This window comes from Flavobacteriales bacterium (genome assembly GCA_019694795.1).
Lineage (GTDB): Bacteria > Bacteroidota > Bacteroidia > Flavobacteriales_D > UBA2798 > UBA2798.
In genome coordinates, this window is the sequence record JAIBBF010000001.1 from 310938 (window position 1) to 327996 (window position 17059).

At 39.7% G+C, this 17059-nt stretch carries 15 protein-coding genes and 3 tRNA genes; 5 read left to right on the forward strand and 13 right to left on the reverse strand.

Annotated elements, in window-relative coordinates:
* Positions 1 to 231: 231 nt before the first annotated feature.
* Entirely contained in the window at positions 232 to 2160 is a 1929-nt protein-coding gene (locus K1X56_01320) for a YgiQ family radical SAM protein (GenBank protein ID MBX7093334.1), read from the reverse strand.
* Between the two features lie 90 nt (positions 2161 to 2250).
* On the opposite strand from K1X56_01320, the gene K1X56_01325 reads away from it, so the two are divergent.
* Positions 2251 to 2460: a hypothetical protein gene (locus K1X56_01325; protein ID MBX7093335.1), complete on the forward strand. Its 210-nt coding sequence runs from the start codon at positions 2251 to 2253 to the stop codon at positions 2458 to 2460.
* On the opposite strand, the gene K1X56_01330 is transcribed toward K1X56_01325, so the two are convergent.
* Positions 2461 to 3207 (reverse strand): hypothetical protein, encoded by a 747-nt coding sequence (locus tag K1X56_01330; protein MBX7093336.1) that lies wholly within the window; start codon positions 3205 to 3207, stop codon positions 2461 to 2463.
* A gap of 147 nt (positions 3208 to 3354) precedes the next feature.
* Here K1X56_01330 and K1X56_01335 point away from each other — a divergent pair.
* A tRNA-Arg gene (locus K1X56_01335) sits at positions 3355 to 3429 on the forward strand.
* 506 nt (positions 3430 to 3935) lie between these two features.
* On the opposite strand, the gene K1X56_01340 is transcribed toward K1X56_01335, so the two are convergent.
* Positions 3936 to 4010: transfer RNA gene (locus tag K1X56_01340), tRNA-Met, on the reverse strand.
* 59 nt (positions 4011 to 4069) lie between these two features.
* Here K1X56_01340 and era point away from each other — a divergent pair.
* Complete coding sequence (gene era / locus K1X56_01345) at positions 4070 to 4951, forward strand: GTPase Era (GenBank protein ID MBX7093337.1); 882 nt, start codon at positions 4070 to 4072, stop codon at positions 4949 to 4951.
* A gap of 5 nt (positions 4952 to 4956) precedes the next feature.
* Positions 4957 to 6264: a ribosome biogenesis GTPase Der gene (gene der / locus K1X56_01350; GenBank protein ID MBX7093338.1), complete on the forward strand. Its 1308-nt coding sequence runs from the start codon at positions 4957 to 4959 to the stop codon at positions 6262 to 6264.
* On the opposite strand, the gene K1X56_01355 is transcribed toward der, so the two are convergent.
* The 3 genes from K1X56_01355 to K1X56_01365 are packed head-to-tail and all read right to left on the reverse strand — an operon-like array spanning position 6265 to position 11138.
* Entirely contained in the window at positions 6265 to 7455 is a 1191-nt protein-coding gene (locus K1X56_01355; GenBank protein ID MBX7093339.1) for an amidohydrolase, read from the reverse strand.
* Positions 7452 to 7847, reverse strand: coding sequence for a sulfite exporter TauE/SafE family protein (locus K1X56_01360; protein ID MBX7093340.1), 396 nt, complete (start codon positions 7845 to 7847; stop codon positions 7452 to 7454). Before K1X56_01360 ends, K1X56_01355 begins: the two co-directional genes overlap by 4 nt.
* 3 nt (positions 7848 to 7850) lie before the next feature.
* Positions 7851 to 11138, reverse strand: coding sequence for a hypothetical protein (locus K1X56_01365; protein ID MBX7093341.1), 3288 nt, complete (start codon positions 11136 to 11138; stop codon positions 7851 to 7853).
* A gap of 72 nt (positions 11139 to 11210) precedes the next feature.
* Here K1X56_01365 and K1X56_01370 point away from each other — a divergent pair, with 72 nt between their 5' ends.
* The gene (locus tag K1X56_01370) at positions 11211 to 11876 is read left to right on the forward strand and encodes an MBL fold metallo-hydrolase (GenBank protein ID MBX7093342.1); all 666 of its coding nucleotides are present in this window, start codon (positions 11211 to 11213) and stop codon (positions 11874 to 11876) included.
* Here the strand turns inward: K1X56_01370 and K1X56_01375 are convergent.
* The 7 genes from K1X56_01375 to K1X56_01405 all read right to left on the reverse strand — a co-directional run.
* Positions 11837 to 13084: a polysaccharide deacetylase family protein gene (locus K1X56_01375; protein ID MBX7093343.1), complete on the reverse strand. Its 1248-nt coding sequence runs from the start codon at positions 13082 to 13084 to the stop codon at positions 11837 to 11839. The genes K1X56_01370 and K1X56_01375 overlap by 40 nt on opposite strands.
* A gap of 62 nt (positions 13085 to 13146) precedes the next feature.
* On the reverse strand, positions 13147 to 14295 hold the full coding sequence (wecB, locus tag K1X56_01380; protein MBX7093344.1) for a UDP-N-acetylglucosamine 2-epimerase (non-hydrolyzing): 1149 nt from the start codon (positions 14293 to 14295) through the stop codon (positions 13147 to 13149).
* Between the two features lie 32 nt (positions 14296 to 14327).
* Positions 14328 to 15023, reverse strand: coding sequence for a DNA repair protein RadC (gene radC / locus K1X56_01385; GenBank protein MBX7093345.1), 696 nt, complete (start codon positions 15021 to 15023; stop codon positions 14328 to 14330).
* Between the two features lie 137 nt (positions 15024 to 15160).
* Positions 15161 to 15415 (reverse strand): 30S ribosomal protein S20, encoded by a 255-nt coding sequence (gene rpsT / locus K1X56_01390; GenBank protein ID MBX7093346.1) that lies wholly within the window; start codon positions 15413 to 15415, stop codon positions 15161 to 15163.
* A 43-nt stretch (positions 15416 to 15458) separates the two neighbouring features.
* A tRNA-Glu gene (locus K1X56_01395) sits at positions 15459 to 15530 on the reverse strand.
* 78 nt (positions 15531 to 15608) lie between these two features.
* Positions 15609 to 16304 (reverse strand): hypothetical protein, encoded by a 696-nt coding sequence (locus tag K1X56_01400; protein ID MBX7093347.1) that lies wholly within the window; start codon positions 16302 to 16304, stop codon positions 15609 to 15611.
* A gap of 6 nt (positions 16305 to 16310) precedes the next feature.
* Positions 16311 to 17059 (reverse strand): proline--tRNA ligase (locus K1X56_01405; protein MBX7093348.1); only part of this gene is annotated, 749 nt, incomplete at its 5' end.

The following is a 17059-nucleotide window of genomic DNA, read 5'->3' on the forward strand; positions in this document are numbered from 1 at the left end:
ATTGATTTAAAACCTTTGTCTCACCATAACCTTTGGGTACGAGTCGACCCGCAGCAATTCCGTGTTCAATTAGGTATTTTACGGTGGACTCCGCTCTTACTAATAAAACTTATCCTTTGTGTCTCAAATTTATTACTGAATCTTTGTCAATAATATTTTGTCAAATAAACATTGTAATTTAAAACCAAAAGTAGAAATGATTTATTAAATAATTCTTCTTAATGTCAATTGTCACTTTTTATGGCGACGTCCACCCTGTTTTCCGGATTTTGCTTTTTGTTCGTTGCGTTTTTTTTCGAGCCAGGCAGGGACCTTTGATTTTGATTCCTGTTTTTCTCCCAATAAGCGAAAACTTAAATCGGAACGTTTCAATGTTTTTAAACGCTCACGAATCCACTCTCTGTTTTCTTTTTGATACCAAAAGAAAAAGCGATGCTGATCTCGTTTTTCTTTTTCTGATTTGGGTGTATGTACAGGTTGTAGTGTATATGGATGATAACCGGAATAATAGATCTCTGTTGCAACCGTCATTGGTGTTGGTGTAAAATCCTGCACCTGCTCCAGATGAAATCCGAGTTCTTTTGTTTCTGCTGCAAGATTTGCCATGTCTTCATCACTGGTGCCGGGATGACTGGAAATAAAATAGGGAATGAGTTGTTGTTTCAAATTGAATTTGCGATCAATTTCATCAAAGCGTTTTTTAAATTCTTTAAAATGCTTGAAAGATGGTTTTCGCATTATTTTTAATGTCTCGTCCGAAGTATGTTCCGGTGCAACTTTTAATCGACCGGAAACATGTCGCTTCAACACTTGTTCTAAATATTCATCAATGGATTCATCTGCATTTTTATTATATGATTTTGTAAGCAAATCATATCGTATTCCGCTTCCCACAAATGCCTTTTTAACTTTAGGATTGGCATCTACTTTTTTCAGAATACTTGTCATTGCCGAATGATTCGTATCGAGATTACTGCAAATCACAGGGTGAATGCAGGAAGGACTAACACAGCGATCGCAAATTTCCTGAACCTTCCCTTTCATTTTGTACATATTGGCAGAAGGTCCGCCCAAGTCGGATATATACCCTTTAAAATCCTGCATACTTACCACCTGTTCCACTTCTTTTAAAATCGATTCTTCGGAACGGCTGGCGATAAATTTACCCTGATGAGCGGAAATGGTACAAAAGCTACATCCGCCGAAACAACCGCGGTGCATATTGACCGAAAATTTGATCATTTCCCAAGCAGGAATTTCTCCTCGCTTTTTGTATTTGGGATGCGGGTAACGGGTATAAGGTAAATCGAATGACTGATCCATTTCCTTTTCCGTCATGGTTTGAAAAGGCGGATTGATGATCAGAAATTTATTATTGACTTCCTGTATAATTCGTTTGGCGTTTAATTTATTTGATTCCTGTTCTACATGTTTAAAATTGGAAGCGTATGTTTTTTTATCCTTCAAACAAGCTTCATGTGAATTCAGATACAAATCTTTCCACGCTTTATTTTTGGGAATACCTTCACTTTTATTTTTAAGGTAGGCCGTTTGCTTCACCATGGTGAGTTGGTGAAAAGGAACTCCTTTTAACAATAAATCGACCATCTCACGAAGCGGTTGCTCTCCCATTCCATATACGAGCAAATCGGCACTGCTACTTTCCAAAATCGTTGGAAATAATTTATCTGCCCAATAATCATAATGCGTTACTCTTCTTAATGAAGCCTCAATTCCGCCGATAACAATCGGGCTATCCGGATAAATTTCTTTTAAGATTTTAGAGTAGACATTCACAGCGTAATCCGGACGAAAACCGGCTTGTCCGCCCGGTGTATATGCATCGGTAGAGCGCTTTCTTCGATTCGCGGTATAATGGTTCACCATGGAATCCATACAACCGGAAGTAACGCCAAAAAACAATTTTGGTTTTCCGAATTTTTTAAAATCGCGCAGATCATCTTTCCAGTTTGGCTGCGCTACAATTCCAACCCTCAATCCGCAATCTTCCAGTATCCGGCCAATTACGGCAGTACCAAAGGCAGGATGATCCACATATGCATCACCGGAAATGAGCACAACATCCAATTCATCCCAACCTCGTTGTTGAGCTTCTTTTACAGTAGTGGGTAACCAGGCGGTAATTGGCAGATCTTGCATATTGCAAAACTAGGGAAAAGTAAAATAGAATTTAGCCTTAAATAATCGTTCAATTACTCATCAAATTGTATTTTTATAAAAAATCTGGATATGAGTGGAAAACAAAAATTATTTATTGCTCTCGGCTTTTTATTGGTTTTAATAATAGGCCTGATGGTTTGGATCAAGCAACCTGCTCCTGTTACCCAAAAAGATCTAGATAAAGCAGAAGAAGTTGCCAGTGATGATGATTTAATGGATGCCATCGAAACTGGTACTAGTGGCGACAGTTTACACGTTGCAGACAGTATTTCCCACTGATTATTTTAATTTTTGCAGGAGTTTCTCGCATTCTTTGCGGGTCTTTTCATCATCTTTCGATTTAACCGGATATTCCATTACTTTATCTGCGAACTTTTTCGCATTGGCTTTTTGACCCATTTCGTAATAGGTCAATGCCAATTCATAAACATGCATCGAAAGCTTGGGTTCCAGTTTAATTGCCTTTGAAAACATATCTAATGCGTCTGCATAAGTTCCTCCTTTGGGTGTTCCACCGTAAAGTGTGTTAATCATAGTCCGTTCAAATCCGTTTAATCCGGCGAAAGTCCGGTGCCATCTTCCCATAATGTGGAAGGCCGTTGCATTGTTTGGATCAATCTTAAATACCTGATCACATTCGGTCTTTATTTCTTTTGCGTTCGAAATTTTGGTTTTAGTAGATGCATTTTCATTTTCCCTTGCAAGCGCCACTGCATAAGCAAGATGGGAATCGGCATAATTCGTATTTAATTTAATGGCCAGTTTACCCAATCGCTTGGCTTCGGAATAATATTTTTTTTGTGTTTCACCAACCGACATTAATGCTCCTGCACGGCTATACGACAAACTCATTCCGCAAATTATTTCCACGTTGAGTGAATCCTTCGCGTATAGCGTTTTATATGCAGAAAGAGCTTCTTCATGTTTACGCTCATCCTGAAGCTTTTTAGCCTGTTCTAAATTCATTTGAGCGCTGGATTGGGTAGATAATCCCAAAACAAACAATAAATAAACCAATGCTTTCATAACCATTTTTTTGAAAGGAAATTTTTCAGTTAAACCCATAATCAACAACAAAGTTCTTAAAACCGCATTTTAAATATTACTTTGATTCAAATGATTGTCCTTCAATTTACGAAAATGAACTGAAAATAATAACTTTGTCAACCATTTGGCTCCGTAGTTTAATGGATAGAACGAGAGTTTCCGGAACTCTTGGTAGGGGTTCGATTCCCTTCGGGGCTACCATGAAGTAGAAAGGCTATGAGGATCCTCATAGCCTTTTTTATTTTTCCGGCCTTTCACTTCATGGTAGACCTCTTTAGACCGTCGTCTAAAGTTCAATTTGTATTAAGATGGGAATTGATTCTGTGTTTTATGAGGGATAGGTCCAGAATTTTTGCGAAATGTGGAGATCGTACCCCTGAAGCAGATCCTCCTTCGTCAGATCGCTACAGGGCTATGAGGAGAAAAAATTCAGTTCTTACGTTTATTATTCTTCCCTGAAGCAGATCCTCCTTCGTCAGATCGCTACAGGGTGATGAAGCGAAAAAGTCCAAGGGTTACCTTGTAAAGGATGAAGATTGTTCCCCTGAAGCAGATGCTCATTCTTCGCATCGCTACAGGGTGATGAAGGGAAAAATTCAGTTCTTACGTTTATTATTCTTCCCTGAAGCAGATCCTCCTTCGTCGGATCGCTACAGGGCAATGAAGCGAAAAAGTCCAAGGGTTACCTTGGACTTTTTCTGCTTCATTGGTAGCGGGGACTGGATTCGAACCAATGACCTTCGGGTTATGAGCCCGACGAGCTACCTCTGCTCTACCCCGCATCGTTTTTGAGAGTGCAAATATAGTAATTAGTTTAATACCTTTGTAAAAATACTTTGAAATGGCGCATAAAGCCGGATTTGTCAATATTATCGGAAGTCCCAATGTAGGGAAGTCAACTCTCATGAATGCTCTTGTTGGTGAAAGGGTGTCAATTATTAACGCTAAAGCACAGACTACCAGGCATCGTATCATGGGTATAGTGAGTGGGGAGGATTTTCAGATTGTGTATTCAGACACCCCGGGTGTGCTGAATCCTGCGTATAAAATGCAGGAGGGGATGATGGGATTTGTAAACGCAGCATTTCAGGATGCGGATATTTTTATTCTGGTTACCGATTTAAATGAAGATCAACCCGCTGTACCGGATATCGTGGAGCGATTAAACAAACAAAGCGTTCCGGTATTTGTATTGGTGAATAAAATAGATTTAAGTACACAGGAAAAAGTAGCGGAGCGATTGGATCATTGGAAAAGCCTACTCCCTAATGCATTGGTAGCAGGTATTTCCGCTTTACACAAGTACAACCTGGATATTCTTTTTGAAAAAATCTTAGAATTATTACCGGAGAGTCCGGCGTATTTCGACAAAGAAGAATACACCGACAGATCCATGCGCTTTCTTGTGTCGGAAATTATCCGTGAAAAAATACTTACGTTATACGACAAGGAAATCCCCTATAGTTCTGAAGTTGTAGTAGAATCGTTTAAAGAGGAAGAGCATATTACACGAATCTCCGCCGTGGTTTACGTTACGCGCGATTCTCAAAAAGGAATAATTATTGGTCACCAAGGCAAAATGATAAAACTGCTTGGAACCAAAGCAAGAAAAGAAATGGAAGAATTTCTCGGTAAAAAAGTTTTTTTGGAACTCTTTGTGAAAGTCCAGAAAAACTGGAGAGATGATGAGCGGCATTTAAAGAATTTCGGATATATTAACTAATCAACATGGCAAACATTGTAGCAATTGTAGGAAGACCCAACGTGGGGAAATCCACTTTATTTAACCGGCTTACAGAAAGTCGGGATGCCATCGTTGATCCCACCGAAGGCGTAACACGTGATCGCCATTATGGAAAAAGTTTGTGGAATGGTCACGAATTTTCGGTGATCGACACAGGAGGATATATTCACGGTAGTGAAGATGTTTTTGAAGAAGAGATCCGCAAACAAGTGAAGCTCGCCATTGAGGAAGCAAATGTGATTCTTTTTGTTGTTGATGTAATGGCTGGTGTAACCGATATGGATCAGGAAGTGGCTGACATGCTCCGCAAATCGAAAAAGAAGATTTTTCTGGTGGCGAATAAAGTTGATACTTCCGACAAAGCCGCTTATGCAGCAGAATTTTATCGCTTCGGTTTAGGCGAAATTTTTTCTTTATCGGCACAGAACGGATCCGGAACCGGAGAATTACTGGATGAGATCACAAAAGATTTTGTACACGAAGAAGAAGATGAAAACCCTGAACGTTTACCGCGAATTGCAATCGTAGGAAAACCAAACGTTGGTAAATCATCTTTATTAAATGCGCTTACCGGACAGGAACGAAATATTGTAACCCCTATTTCCGGTACTACACGCGATTCGATTCACACCCACTATAAAGCATTTGGATTTGATTTCGATTTGATTGACACTGCAGGTATCAGAAAAAAAGCAAAAGTTCAGGAGGACATCGAATTTTATTCCGTGTTAAGGTCTATCCGCACCATTGAAGAATCGGATGTTTGTCTGTTTATGATTGATGCTGCCGAGGGATTGCAAAAGCAGGATTTAAATATTTATTATCTCGTTGAAAGCAACAAAAAAGGTGTAGTGGTTCTTGTCAACAAATGGGACCTGGTAGAAAAGGACACCAAAACGCTAAAACAATTCGAAGAAAATTTAAGAAGCGGACTTGCACCGTTTAATGATGTTCCGATTATTTTTATTTCTGCGTTAACCAAACAACGAATTCATAAAGCACTGGAAGAGGCCATGCGCGTATATAATAACCGTGCAAGAAAAATTCCAACGTCGAAACTCAATGAAGCGTTATTACCCATCGTAGAGCAAAATCCGCCGCCTTCCTATAAAGGAAAATACATTAAGATTAAATACATTACTCAATTACCAACCGAGGTGCCAAGTTTTGCCTTTTTCTGCAATTTACCGCAGTATATAAAGGATCCTTACAAACGTTATCTTGAAAATCAGTTGAGAAAGATTTTTGATTTCGAAGGTGTACCGGTGCGTATATTTTTCCGCCAGAAATAATCAGGCAAATACTGCACCTGCCATTAGCATCATTCCAATACGAAGTGCATCCTCATCCACATCGAAGGTAGCCGTGTGTACAGGAGAAACAATTCCTTTGCTTTCATTGCGGGTACCGAGACGGAAAAAGCAGGAAGGGATCTCCTGAGAATACCAGGCAAAATCTTCTGCAGTCATGCGAAGTTTTAATTCTGTTACATTTTCTTTACCCAAAAGATCAGTGGCAACACTCCTGATTTTTTCAGTGGTGGTTGGGTCGTTCACCAAAAAGGGATACCCTTTTTCAATGGTGAATTCAACAGACCCTCCCATTGATTTTGCGATCGAATTTGCAGTTTGAATCAAAACCTCATGCGCCTTTTTTCGCCACTCTTCATTCATGGTTCTGAATGTTCCTTCGAGGTTGACAAAATCAGGTATCACATTGGTGGCACCTGCTCCGGTAATTTTTCCGAATGCAAGAACGGTAGGAATTTTTTCCGGATTTAATTCAGAATTCGCAACCATAAATTTGTTGTTCAGTTCCTGAATTATGGCAGCTGCGATCAATAGCGGATTATTGTATTGTTCCGGGAGAGCAGCATGTCCACCTTTACCTATAACTTTCAAATATAATTCGTCGGTAGAGGCCATATACATTCCACTTTTGAATCCAACTTTCCCAACTTCCAGTTCAGGAAAAACATGCAGACCAACAATGAAATCGGGAACAGGATTTTTCAATACTCCTTCGGCAATCATCAATGTAGCACCTCCGGGTAATTTCTCTTCTCCGGGTTGAAAAATCAATCGGACTTTACCTTGAAATTTATCCTTGTGGTTGTTCAGAATTTTTGCCGCTCCCAACAAACATGCAGTGTGTACATCATGTCCGCAAGCATGCATCACGCCTTTGTTTTTAGATGCAAATTCAATTTCGTTTTTTTCCAGAATCGGTAAAGCATCGTGATCGGATCGTAATGCAATTAAACGTGATTCCGGATTGGTACCGCATATTTCGGCCACAATACCGGTATTTCCTACTCCACTTTTAAAACTGATACCTTCTTTCTCTAAAACAGATGCAATAAAGCGCATGGTTTCTGTCTCCTGAAAAGATAACTCAGGATGCGCATGGATATGCCTTCTGATTTGAATGATTTCCGGAAGCAATGCTTGTGCCTCAGTTTGCAAAAAGGAAAGATCAATCATTTTGCCCAGAAGGTTTTTAAAGCACTTAAAATCATTTTTACGGCAGCATAAAGCATCACACTGCCAAAAACTAGTTTTATGACGTGTACGGACTCTTTTAGCGATTGTGAAGCCAATCCGCCAAGCCATCCGCCAAGAATAAATGTAAGCGCGATAACTAGCGCGTAAGGAATATTAATATCGCCTTGCTGATAATACACCATTGCTGCCCCAATTCCAATGGGTGGTAACATGACGGCCACTGAGGTACCGATAGCCTGATGTTGGGTAAGACCTAAAAAATATACAAGGGCAGGCACGATAATAATTCCTCCACCTACACCAACAAACCCGCCAAGTAATCCGGCAAAAAATCCAATGAGTGCGAGAATGATAATGGTAGAACTTTCCATGTTTTAAAAATCGAGTGAGAGCGAAAAATAACGGATGGCCTTATAACGCACGCCGTCATCCACACCCCATGCCCAGTCAAACCGAATAAAATATCCGAACAAACGACTTCTTAATCCCCAACCATATCCGTAAATAATAGGTTCGCGTTGGTTCTTCAACGTTATGATAATCGGATTTCCTGAACTGGAATATTGAATGGTATTGAATGAATTTTCATCTGAATACGGATTCGGACCTGTCCATGCTGCGCCTACATCAAAGAAACTTACCACCTGGAAATTTTCGAGAAAGTCAGATTTTAGCGGTTTCTCTGCAAAATATTTTACCAATGGCATTCTTAATTCAGCATTCACCACTCCAAAATTAGATCCGTTTCGTGCATTCTGATAAAATCCGCGCACCGGTGTGGCAATGGTTTGATAGGCGTAATTCTGACTTTGTGAAACCTGAATGGTATTATCATACTTTGGCGCAATCCAGTTATCCACTCCTCCTAAATAATAAACCAATCGTTTATCACCGAGTGATGCGCTACCTGCAACACGTGCTGCAAAAATAAAATCGCGGTGGATTTTTTGATAAAAACGATAATCGAATCCGGCGACAATAAAATTGGATTGATTGGTAATGATCTCTCTGTAATATTCACCCCAAATTTTAAACCTCATTCCGTAATATAAATTCAGTCCGCGTGGTATGGTATTATCAAAAACCAATTCAAGTTTACTTCCCAACATATGGTAGTAATCATTTTTGCGTTGTAAATTATTATAATCCGTAGCAAGTGTTACAACCCGGTCGAAACGATAATTCGCTGTCCCTCTCAAACTCAAAACTTCATTGAACGGATATTTTAATAAATACCGCATGTCGTAAATATTCGTTTTGGTAACACCGCGGTCGCGATTATAATCGTTAAATGCCTGACGATAGGCTACGTATTGCTTATCTAATCGTTTTGAATTATCCATGTAGGTCAACAACATTTCATTGCTGCCAAAGTTCCCTGCGAGACGATAACCTCCAATAATCCGGTGATCTTCGAATACATCCGTTATGCCGATTTTAATCAGTGCATTTAAACCGGGATTAAAATAGCCTTGTCCGGGAGTATAACGTTGATAAGTTTGATTGAGGTAATTATTGTCAAATTGCGAAACAATATAATCCGTTGCAAAATTTCTTCTGTATTGAGCATAAGGAGCAGGCTTGAATTCTTCTTCCGGTTTTTTCTTAACCTTTGTACTATCCTTTTTCTCCGATTTTTTAGGCTCTTCTACAATCCGGATGGTCTCCTTTTCATATTGTGGATTTTCGTCGCTGAATACATAATTGTTGATGTCAATTAATCCACTATCCAGTTTTGGTGTAGAACTAGTATTTACAATAACCGTATTCGATTTTACCGAATCCTTCTTTACCGAATTGTTGGCTTTAAGCAAGGCCATGTTTTGCTGAACGCGATACCTGGTTTTAGGAAGCGATCCTGCAAAACGAACATCTTCAGAAAATTTACCTGTAAGAAATTGGTACTGACCACCGGTTTTCATCAACAGCGCATACTTTCCTTTTTTCTCGTTTACATCATATTCGAGAATGTTATTGTTAAAGTTGGTCAATGCCGTAACAGTTGTAAAATACCTGTAATGCACCGTTGTATCCACATAGGCAATTGCACTGTCGTAAATAGCTGCGTAACGATTGATTATTCCGTTCTCATCACTCAAATAGGTATAATTGAGCGTATCCATTTGAGAAGGCCAGCTTTCATCAGCCAAAGGCGTATTGGTAATTCGTTTTAAATACCTGGATTTATCTTTGATGTCGATCACGAAAATATCTTTGGTATTATCATAAGGCTTCACCTTTACATCCTTATGAAGTGTATCAGAACTCCGGTTGGAGGCGAATATCACTGCCGTGCTTTTGTCTACAAATTTCGGATACAAATCATCGTAAATATCATTGGTCACCTGATCCAATGCATTACCCGCAATGCGATAAATATATAAATCGGTCTGACCACCGGCTACTCCCGACATCACCAGCATTTTTCCGTCGTCGGAATAATCCATGCTCAAAACTTTATCCAATTTTCCAATGGGTTTTTTATTGGTGCTGCCGTCTTCGATGGAATAAATACAGAACCATGTTTCACCCTTTTTTTCTACCACATAAGCGATCCCCTGACTACCCGGGTGCCATGCTGTAACCGGAAATGAAAAATCGTTGATGCGGTTTAATTTATGCTCGCCTTTTACTACGCGTTTTAATTCCTTTTTGGAAATATCATAAATCCATAATTTGTATTGCCCCATCTGGTTGGTGACAAAAGAAGCATATTGTCCGTTCGGACTCATTTTAAACTGCTGAAAAACGGTATTGGGTTTTTGTTTTTTTCTAATCTCCAGTTTTTCCAATTGTGGTTCAACAAGAATTTTGTTGTCCTCATTAAATTTCCGCTTGTAATAATTTACGTAATCGCTCGATAATTTTTTCAAACCAACACCCAACACAAACAAAAATCCACTTTCAACATTACGGGAGATACGCGTCATGTATAAAATATTCGGGATAACGGATGGACCGTAAACCTCAGCGATATAATTCCACATAGCGTGACCCGCAAATTGGGCATCAATTCCTTCGAGGCGATAAAAGCGATCGAATTTACCGGATAGTACACCGTCCTTTACATAACCCTCCGTTTCCGTGTCCCAGGGTTGCGACACGTAAGAAACAAATCCTTGTAAATACCATTCCGGCAATGTCATTAATGTAGAATTCTTCAATACATCCTTCCAATCGCCGCCATACATCATCTGATTACATAAAACCGATGCAATACCTGCGCGAATCTGGCGGTCCAGCTTTTTATGGTCTCCTTCGTAATAAAGAAAAACCTTTGTGCCCACTATACGTGATACACCACCGATGTTATACATTTCATCACCTGTGACACCAATGTTGCTTTGACGAAATTGGGATTGAGAATTGTAAATAATAAATTCAATTTTATCGTCCAGATAAAAATCAAACATCTTCTCCACTTCCATAAGTTGGCGGTGCGCCGATTGAGCTATATAAGCCGCATGCGTTTTCCCGCCAATGGCATAATAAATTTTAAAGCGCTCATAGTTTTGCGACATCCAGGTAAAACCATTGTACTGAACTCGATTTTTACCAAAGGTCATTTGCGAACCATTGTAAAACTGGGCAGAAGCATTCTGACTGAATAACAGAATGAAAATTGCCAGGATTCGCTGAATATAGGTAATGGCTCGGGACATGAATAAATTGAGACTTGTAAATATAACTAATACGGAACAATTCTAGTATTTTTACACTCCTAAAGTGTAGCAATGGCCGAAATAATCTGCTTTTCTTTTAATCCTTTTCAGGAAAACACCTATATCGTTTTCGACGAAACCCGTGAATGCGTCATCATTGATCCCGGTTGCTTCGAAAACTTTGAGAAAAAGGCCCTTCGCGACGAAATCGAAAAAAGGAATTTAAACCCGGTACGATTACTCAATACCCATTGCCATATTGATCATGTTTTGGGAAATAAATTCGTGGCAGATACCTGGAAACTTAATCTGGAAATTCACAGGGAGGACCTGCCTACCTTACATGCGCTGCCCAATTACGCACATATTTTTGGCGTTGGAAATCTGGAAGAATCGCCTGAACCCGGTTCGTTTTTAGAGGAGGGCGACAAAGTACAGTTCGGAAACACCACGCTCGATGTGATTTTTGTTCCAGGTCACGCCCCCGGCCATATTGCTTTCGTAAATCATCCGGATAAAACTGTTATCAGTGGAGATGTTCTCTTTGCAGGCAGCATAGGCAGAACCGATCTCCCGGGAGGCTCATTACCTGTATTATTAGCCAGCATAAAAAACAAACTATTGCCACTGGGTGATGATTTTACCGTTTATAGCGGGCACGGTCCCAGCACTACGATCAAAAAAGAGAAGCGGGAAAATTATTTTTTACAAGCCGAATTCGAAGGAAGATTTAACTGAAATTCGAGAACATCCTTCCACCCTTTCCATTTGCTGGAATCATTTATGGTTTCATTGTGCCATAACACCGATAAAAAACCGCCGTATTTAACTACTTCATCCCACAATTGCCGGCTCCGCAATTTAGCTTGTTCGGGAGTCAATCTTAAATATTCATTGAGAGTGCCATCCATAATATGCATGGGATACACCAATAATTCACCTTGTTTCTCTTCCTCTAAATCATAAAAATAAAAGGGAAAACAGGTGCCTGCTCTAAACCCGGTATCAGCTGCGTGTCCCATCGAATGCTCTTCCCGGATTCCTGCATTTTGAGCAATGCGATACGATTGGGGTAATTTAAATCTTAAATAATGAAATCTGCTTCTGGTATTTTTTTCTCCGCTAATCAGACTTAATCGTTGGCTCTCGGTATTGAAAGCCTCCTGATTCAAATGAGAGGCATATCCCGGATGAATTCCAATTGAAAAATTTTCCGACATCCGCTGAATCAGTCGAACCATTTCCGGATGATTATAACTTATATTCCTGTCGAACTTACTTCTGTTGGCCAATAAAAAAAACATCATTTTACTGACCGTTTTCCCATTGAGCAAAAACATTAAATCGTCGTAGGTATCATAAGGATCTTTTTCTTTTCCTCTGGCCACACGGATTTTATTTTTTAAGTCAGTAAGATTGAACGAAACCAAGGTTTTTAACCAGGAAGCGGTTTTCACCCATGGTGATTTATTCTTAAAAGCCCAGGCATGATCGATATCTACTGTTAAAAGTAAAACCGGCTTTTTTTCGGCAATGGTATAATGAGAAAAATGATTCGACAACACCTTTTCAAACCACCGGATTTGTTCTTCAACGATTGGTCGCTGAAGTAAATTTTCTTTAAATAAAACAGATTCCGCTACAGGAAAACGATCATGCAAATCTCTGGTGGTACAGGTATATTCTTCATGCCGACTTAACAACCAAAAAATGGAAGAAAAAAGATCGAAAGGAATAATTGAATTTTCCACTGGGAAAAAACCGGTTACATCTTGCCGTTTTACTAAATCAGGTTTTACAGGTCTGATATTGTTCTCTTCGAGTAAACCACAAGGAATGATCTGCACACTTCCTGAGATTTCTTCCGTCGAATAATTTATTCTCACTCCGGAGTAAGAAACAAATTCATTTTTATTATCTGTAATTCTAAAATCATTAACATTCATTCGCCTTACCAATTCGGTACAGACAAACGACAAGCGGGGGCCTATATGTTTAGAAAAAACAATCAAGGGATCTGTTGCACAATTTCATTCGCGATAAATTCAGCTGCTTTTCCGTCGCCATAAATGGAAGGCATATTGCTCAAATCTCTATTCATCAATAAAGAAAACGCATCCATGATCCGTTTGGTATCGGCATCTGCTAAAATTGCGGCACCGAGTTCAACGAGTTCAACCCATTCCGTTTCCGGACGAAGAATTACACACGGTTTTCCAAAATAGAACGCTTCTTTTTGTACTCCACCAGAATCGGTCATCACTAAAACTGCATTTTTTTCCAATGCAATCATTTCTAAAAATGAAGCCGGCTCTATAATATGAAAATTGGGATTGTTTTCGATTTTTGATTTTAACTGCTCACTTAAAAACTGATTCATGCATTTTTTGGTCCGTGGGTGTAGCGGGAGAATCATCGTGGTGGATTCACTTTCACAAATCCGGATCAATGCTTCAAAAATGGAATTCAACTTTTCAGGCTGATCCGTATTTTGATTGCGGTGAATGGTAACCAAAACAAAATCGTTTCCGGTACAACCTAATCGATGGAATACATCTTTTTTATTTTCTGCCAGTTCAGAAAAGAAAATACTATTGTCGTACATCACATCACCACAGTGGTAAATATGGGGATTATCATTGGTAAAAGGCCCCTTATTTCCATTTTTAAATCCCTCGCGAACCAAATTATCAATGCCGGTTTTTGTTGGAGAAAAAAGCAAGGTTGAAACATGATCGCAAACGATTCTGTTTATCTCTTCGGGCATCGATTTATTGAAGGATCGCAAACCGGCTTCAATATGTACCACTGGAATTCCCATTTTCGAAGCGACAATTGCACCTGCAAGTGTAGAATTGGTATCGCCATACAACACTAAAGCATTTGGTTTTTCTTTCACCAAAACTTCTTCCAGCCCCACCATCATTTTTGCTGTTTGCACACCGTGTGATCCGGATCCTGCATTGAGATTATAATCCGGTTCGGGAATTCCCAATTCCCGGAAAAATACGGCCGACATATTATCGTCGTAATGCTGACCCGTATGTACAATGATTTCCTGAAGTTGATGCGGGAATTTGTTTTTTACCGCTCTGCTTAAAGCTGCTGCTTTAATAATTTGCGGACGGGCACCGATAACCGTAATAATCTTTTTCATACTACGAAGTTAACGGATTCAACCGAAAATTATCAGGGCATCATTCCTTCATCTGAAAAGCTGTAATAACCCCTCTCCGTAACAATCAAATGATCCATTACCGGAATATCCATGATTTTACCGCCCTCCACAATTTTGCGTGTAAGATGAATGTCCTCATTACTTGGTTTTAAATTCCCCGAGGGGTGATTATGGCAGAGTATGATTGAGGTGGAATGATGATCAATAGCCGATTTAAAAATAAGACGGGAATCCACCACAGTCCCTGTGATTCCTCCGGAGCTGATTTTTGTTTGTGCAATACAAATGTTTGCCCGGTTAAAATGCAATACATGAAATTCTTCATGCGGTAAATCTGCCAAATGGTGTCGGATCAATTCATACGCATCGGCAGAATTGGTTACCGGTTTTCGCTGTTCTTTGGGAAGCTCTTTTCTGCGCTGGCCTAGTTCCAGTGCTGCAATAATGGTGATGGCTTTTACCTGACCAATCCCTTTTGTCTTTTGTAATTCCCCGATGGTCATTCTTCCCAATTTCCCCAGGTCATTGTCTACCGACCTTAACAATTTCCGGGAAAGGTCCAACGCACTCTCCTTACCTGAACCTGTGGCAATCAAGATGGCCATCAATTCCGCATCACTCAAGGATTTGCGACCCAGGTTTTTCAACTTTTCCCTTGGCCTGTCATTTTCTGCCCATGCCTTAATTGGAGTAAACGAATTTTCCATACCCCAATAATATGTAAATCAATACTATAGCCGACGTCAAATTTTGGACAAGTTTACGCTTCGGCAATGCTTGAAAAATCAAGGCAAAAAAAAAGCTTCGGCGAATACCGAAGCTTTAATTTCAAACAATGTAACAATTAAGCCATTGTGTTCACATGCTTGTGAAGGCTTGACTTAACGTTTGCAGCTTTGTTTTTATGGATAATGTTTTTCTTAGCCAGTTTATCGAGCATCCCAAACACTTTTGTAAGCAGAGACTGAGCTTCCTTCTTGTTATGAGAAGTTCTGATTGCTTTTACCGCGTTACGGGTAGTCTTATGAAAATAACGGTTGCGAACACGCTTTGCGTCGTTAGAGCGAATACGCTTAATAGCCGATTTGTGGTTTGCCATCTTTTCTATTTTTAATCAATCCGGTTTCCCGGTAAAATTTTAGTAGCCCGTAGGGGAATCGAACCCCTGTTCCAAGAATGAAAATCTTGTGTCCTAACCCCTAGACGAACGGGCCATCCCTTCAATTTGGGAGTGCAAATGTAAACAAAGAATTTAATTACTCTAAAAAAATTGTGGAAAAATTTGTGGAAAATCAGAAATCATCGCTGTCGGCCTGAAATTTAAACCCAAGTCTCTTTCCTGTTTTAATCTGCATCATATCACTCATTTCCCTGATCTCCATAACACTAACCTCTTTAACCAGGTCGTAAGGTGGTGTAAACAGATCGAAATCAATAGCATACAACACAATGGACTGAACCACGGCCATCAGTTTTTCGTAGGTGAGGTCGGAGGATATAAAATCGTTGTACAAAAATCCGAGTTGACGTTTTCCCTGAACCAAAAAATGATTTTCGCGATTCACAAAAATCCGGGCAACCAGATATCCCAGGTCATTCATACGGTTATAACGGAAAGAATCTGCCAGGAAATTAAACACGTTGATAATTCCGCAGTAGGCTCTTGATGAATCGTCCTTGAGATAAGAAGTTTTCCAAAGATTACTTTCGGAATCGAACATAAACACATTGGTATGCATGTGAAATACCAATACATCACCAGCAACCTGAAGTTGACATTCAAATTCGCCTTTATCAATAAAATTCACCTTGAGTCGTTCATCTATCCGGTGGGCTTCTTTACCAATGGCATCCGAAAACTCTTGTAAAACACGTTTTAAATCGGCAAAGCGTTGTTTGGTTAATGCATAAACATCTTGCTTCACTGAAGATTTTTCTTTGAGTGAAGAAAGGATTAAATCATTCGCATGTTTCAGGTCTTCGTTCATAGGCGATTAATAAGCGCGTGCAAATAATACTCGACGAGCAGATGGTTTTCCGGTTACCATACAGGCCCCCGGTGTTTCATCCATTCCGAATGGAATACAACGAATGGTGGCTTTGGTTTCTTCTTTAATACGCTCTTCCGTTTCTGCAGTGCCATCCCAATGAGCAAGAATAAATCCACCCTTTTCTTCCAGTACTGATTTAAACTCATCGTAGCTGTTAACAGTAAATGTATTAGCCTCGCGATGAGCTAATGCTTTTTGAAATAAATTATTCTGAATTTCTTCTAATAAAGCTTCCACTCTCTCTGCAAGTCCATCCTGCGAAACCACTGTTTTTTCACGTGTATCTCTGCGGGCCAGCTCTACTGTTCCGTTTTCAAAATCGCGTGGACCAATAGCAATTCGAACAGGCACTCCTTTCAATTCGTATTCCGCAAATTTCCATCCCGGCTTTTGTTTATCAGAATCATCCAGCTTAACGCTAATTCCTCTTTTTTTCATTTCGGCCATATAACCTTTAGCACGCTCGGAAATTTTTGCGAGTTCATCGTCACCTTTGTAAATCGGAACAATGACAACCTGTATCGGTGCTAATTTGGGAGGCAAAATTAATCCCTGATCATCGGAATGGGTCATGATTAAAGCACCCATTAAACGGGTAGATACACCCCAGGAGGTAGCCCAAACATAATCCAGTTTTCCTTCTTTGTTTGCAAACTTCACATCAAATGCTTTTGCAAAATTCTGACCTAAAA

Excerpts from the sequence above, each read along its gene's own strand:
- K1X56_01320 (MBX7093334.1), bottom strand. The coding sequence starts at position 2,160 with ATGCAAGATCTGCCAATTACCGCCTGGTTACCCACTACTGTAAAAGAA.
- K1X56_01325 (MBX7093335.1), top strand. The coding sequence starts at position 2,251 with ATGAGTGGAAAACAAAAATTATTTATTGCTCTCGGCTTTTTATTGGTT.
- K1X56_01330 (MBX7093336.1), bottom strand. The coding sequence starts at position 3,207 with ATGAAAGCATTGGTTTATTTATTGTTTGTTTTGGGATTATCTACCCAA.
- era (MBX7093337.1), top strand. The coding sequence starts at position 4,070 with ATGGCGCATAAAGCCGGATTTGTCAATATTATCGGAAGTCCCAATGTA.
- der (MBX7093338.1), top strand. The coding sequence starts at position 4,957 with ATGGCAAACATTGTAGCAATTGTAGGAAGACCCAACGTGGGGAAATCC.
- K1X56_01355 (MBX7093339.1), bottom strand. The coding sequence starts at position 7,455 with ATGATTGATCTTTCCTTTTTGCAAACTGAGGCACAAGCATTGCTTCCG.
- K1X56_01360 (MBX7093340.1), bottom strand. The coding sequence starts at position 7,847 with ATGGAAAGTTCTACCATTATCATTCTCGCACTCATTGGATTTTTTGCC.
- K1X56_01365 (MBX7093341.1), bottom strand. The coding sequence starts at position 11,138 with ATGTCCCGAGCCATTACCTATATTCAGCGAATCCTGGCAATTTTCATT.
- K1X56_01370 (MBX7093342.1), top strand. The coding sequence starts at position 11,211 with ATGGCCGAAATAATCTGCTTTTCTTTTAATCCTTTTCAGGAAAACACC.
- K1X56_01375 (MBX7093343.1), bottom strand. The coding sequence starts at position 13,084 with ATGAATGTTAATGATTTTAGAATTACAGATAATAAAAATGAATTTGTT.
- wecB (MBX7093344.1), bottom strand. The coding sequence starts at position 14,295 with ATGAAAAAGATTATTACGGTTATCGGTGCCCGTCCGCAAATTATTAAA.
- radC (MBX7093345.1), bottom strand. The coding sequence starts at position 15,023 with ATGGAAAATTCGTTTACTCCAATTAAGGCATGGGCAGAAAATGACAGG.
- rpsT (MBX7093346.1), bottom strand. The coding sequence starts at position 15,415 with ATGGCAAACCACAAATCGGCTATTAAGCGTATTCGCTCTAACGACGCA.
- K1X56_01400 (MBX7093347.1), bottom strand. The coding sequence starts at position 16,304 with ATGAACGAAGACCTGAAACATGCGAATGATTTAATCCTTTCTTCACTC.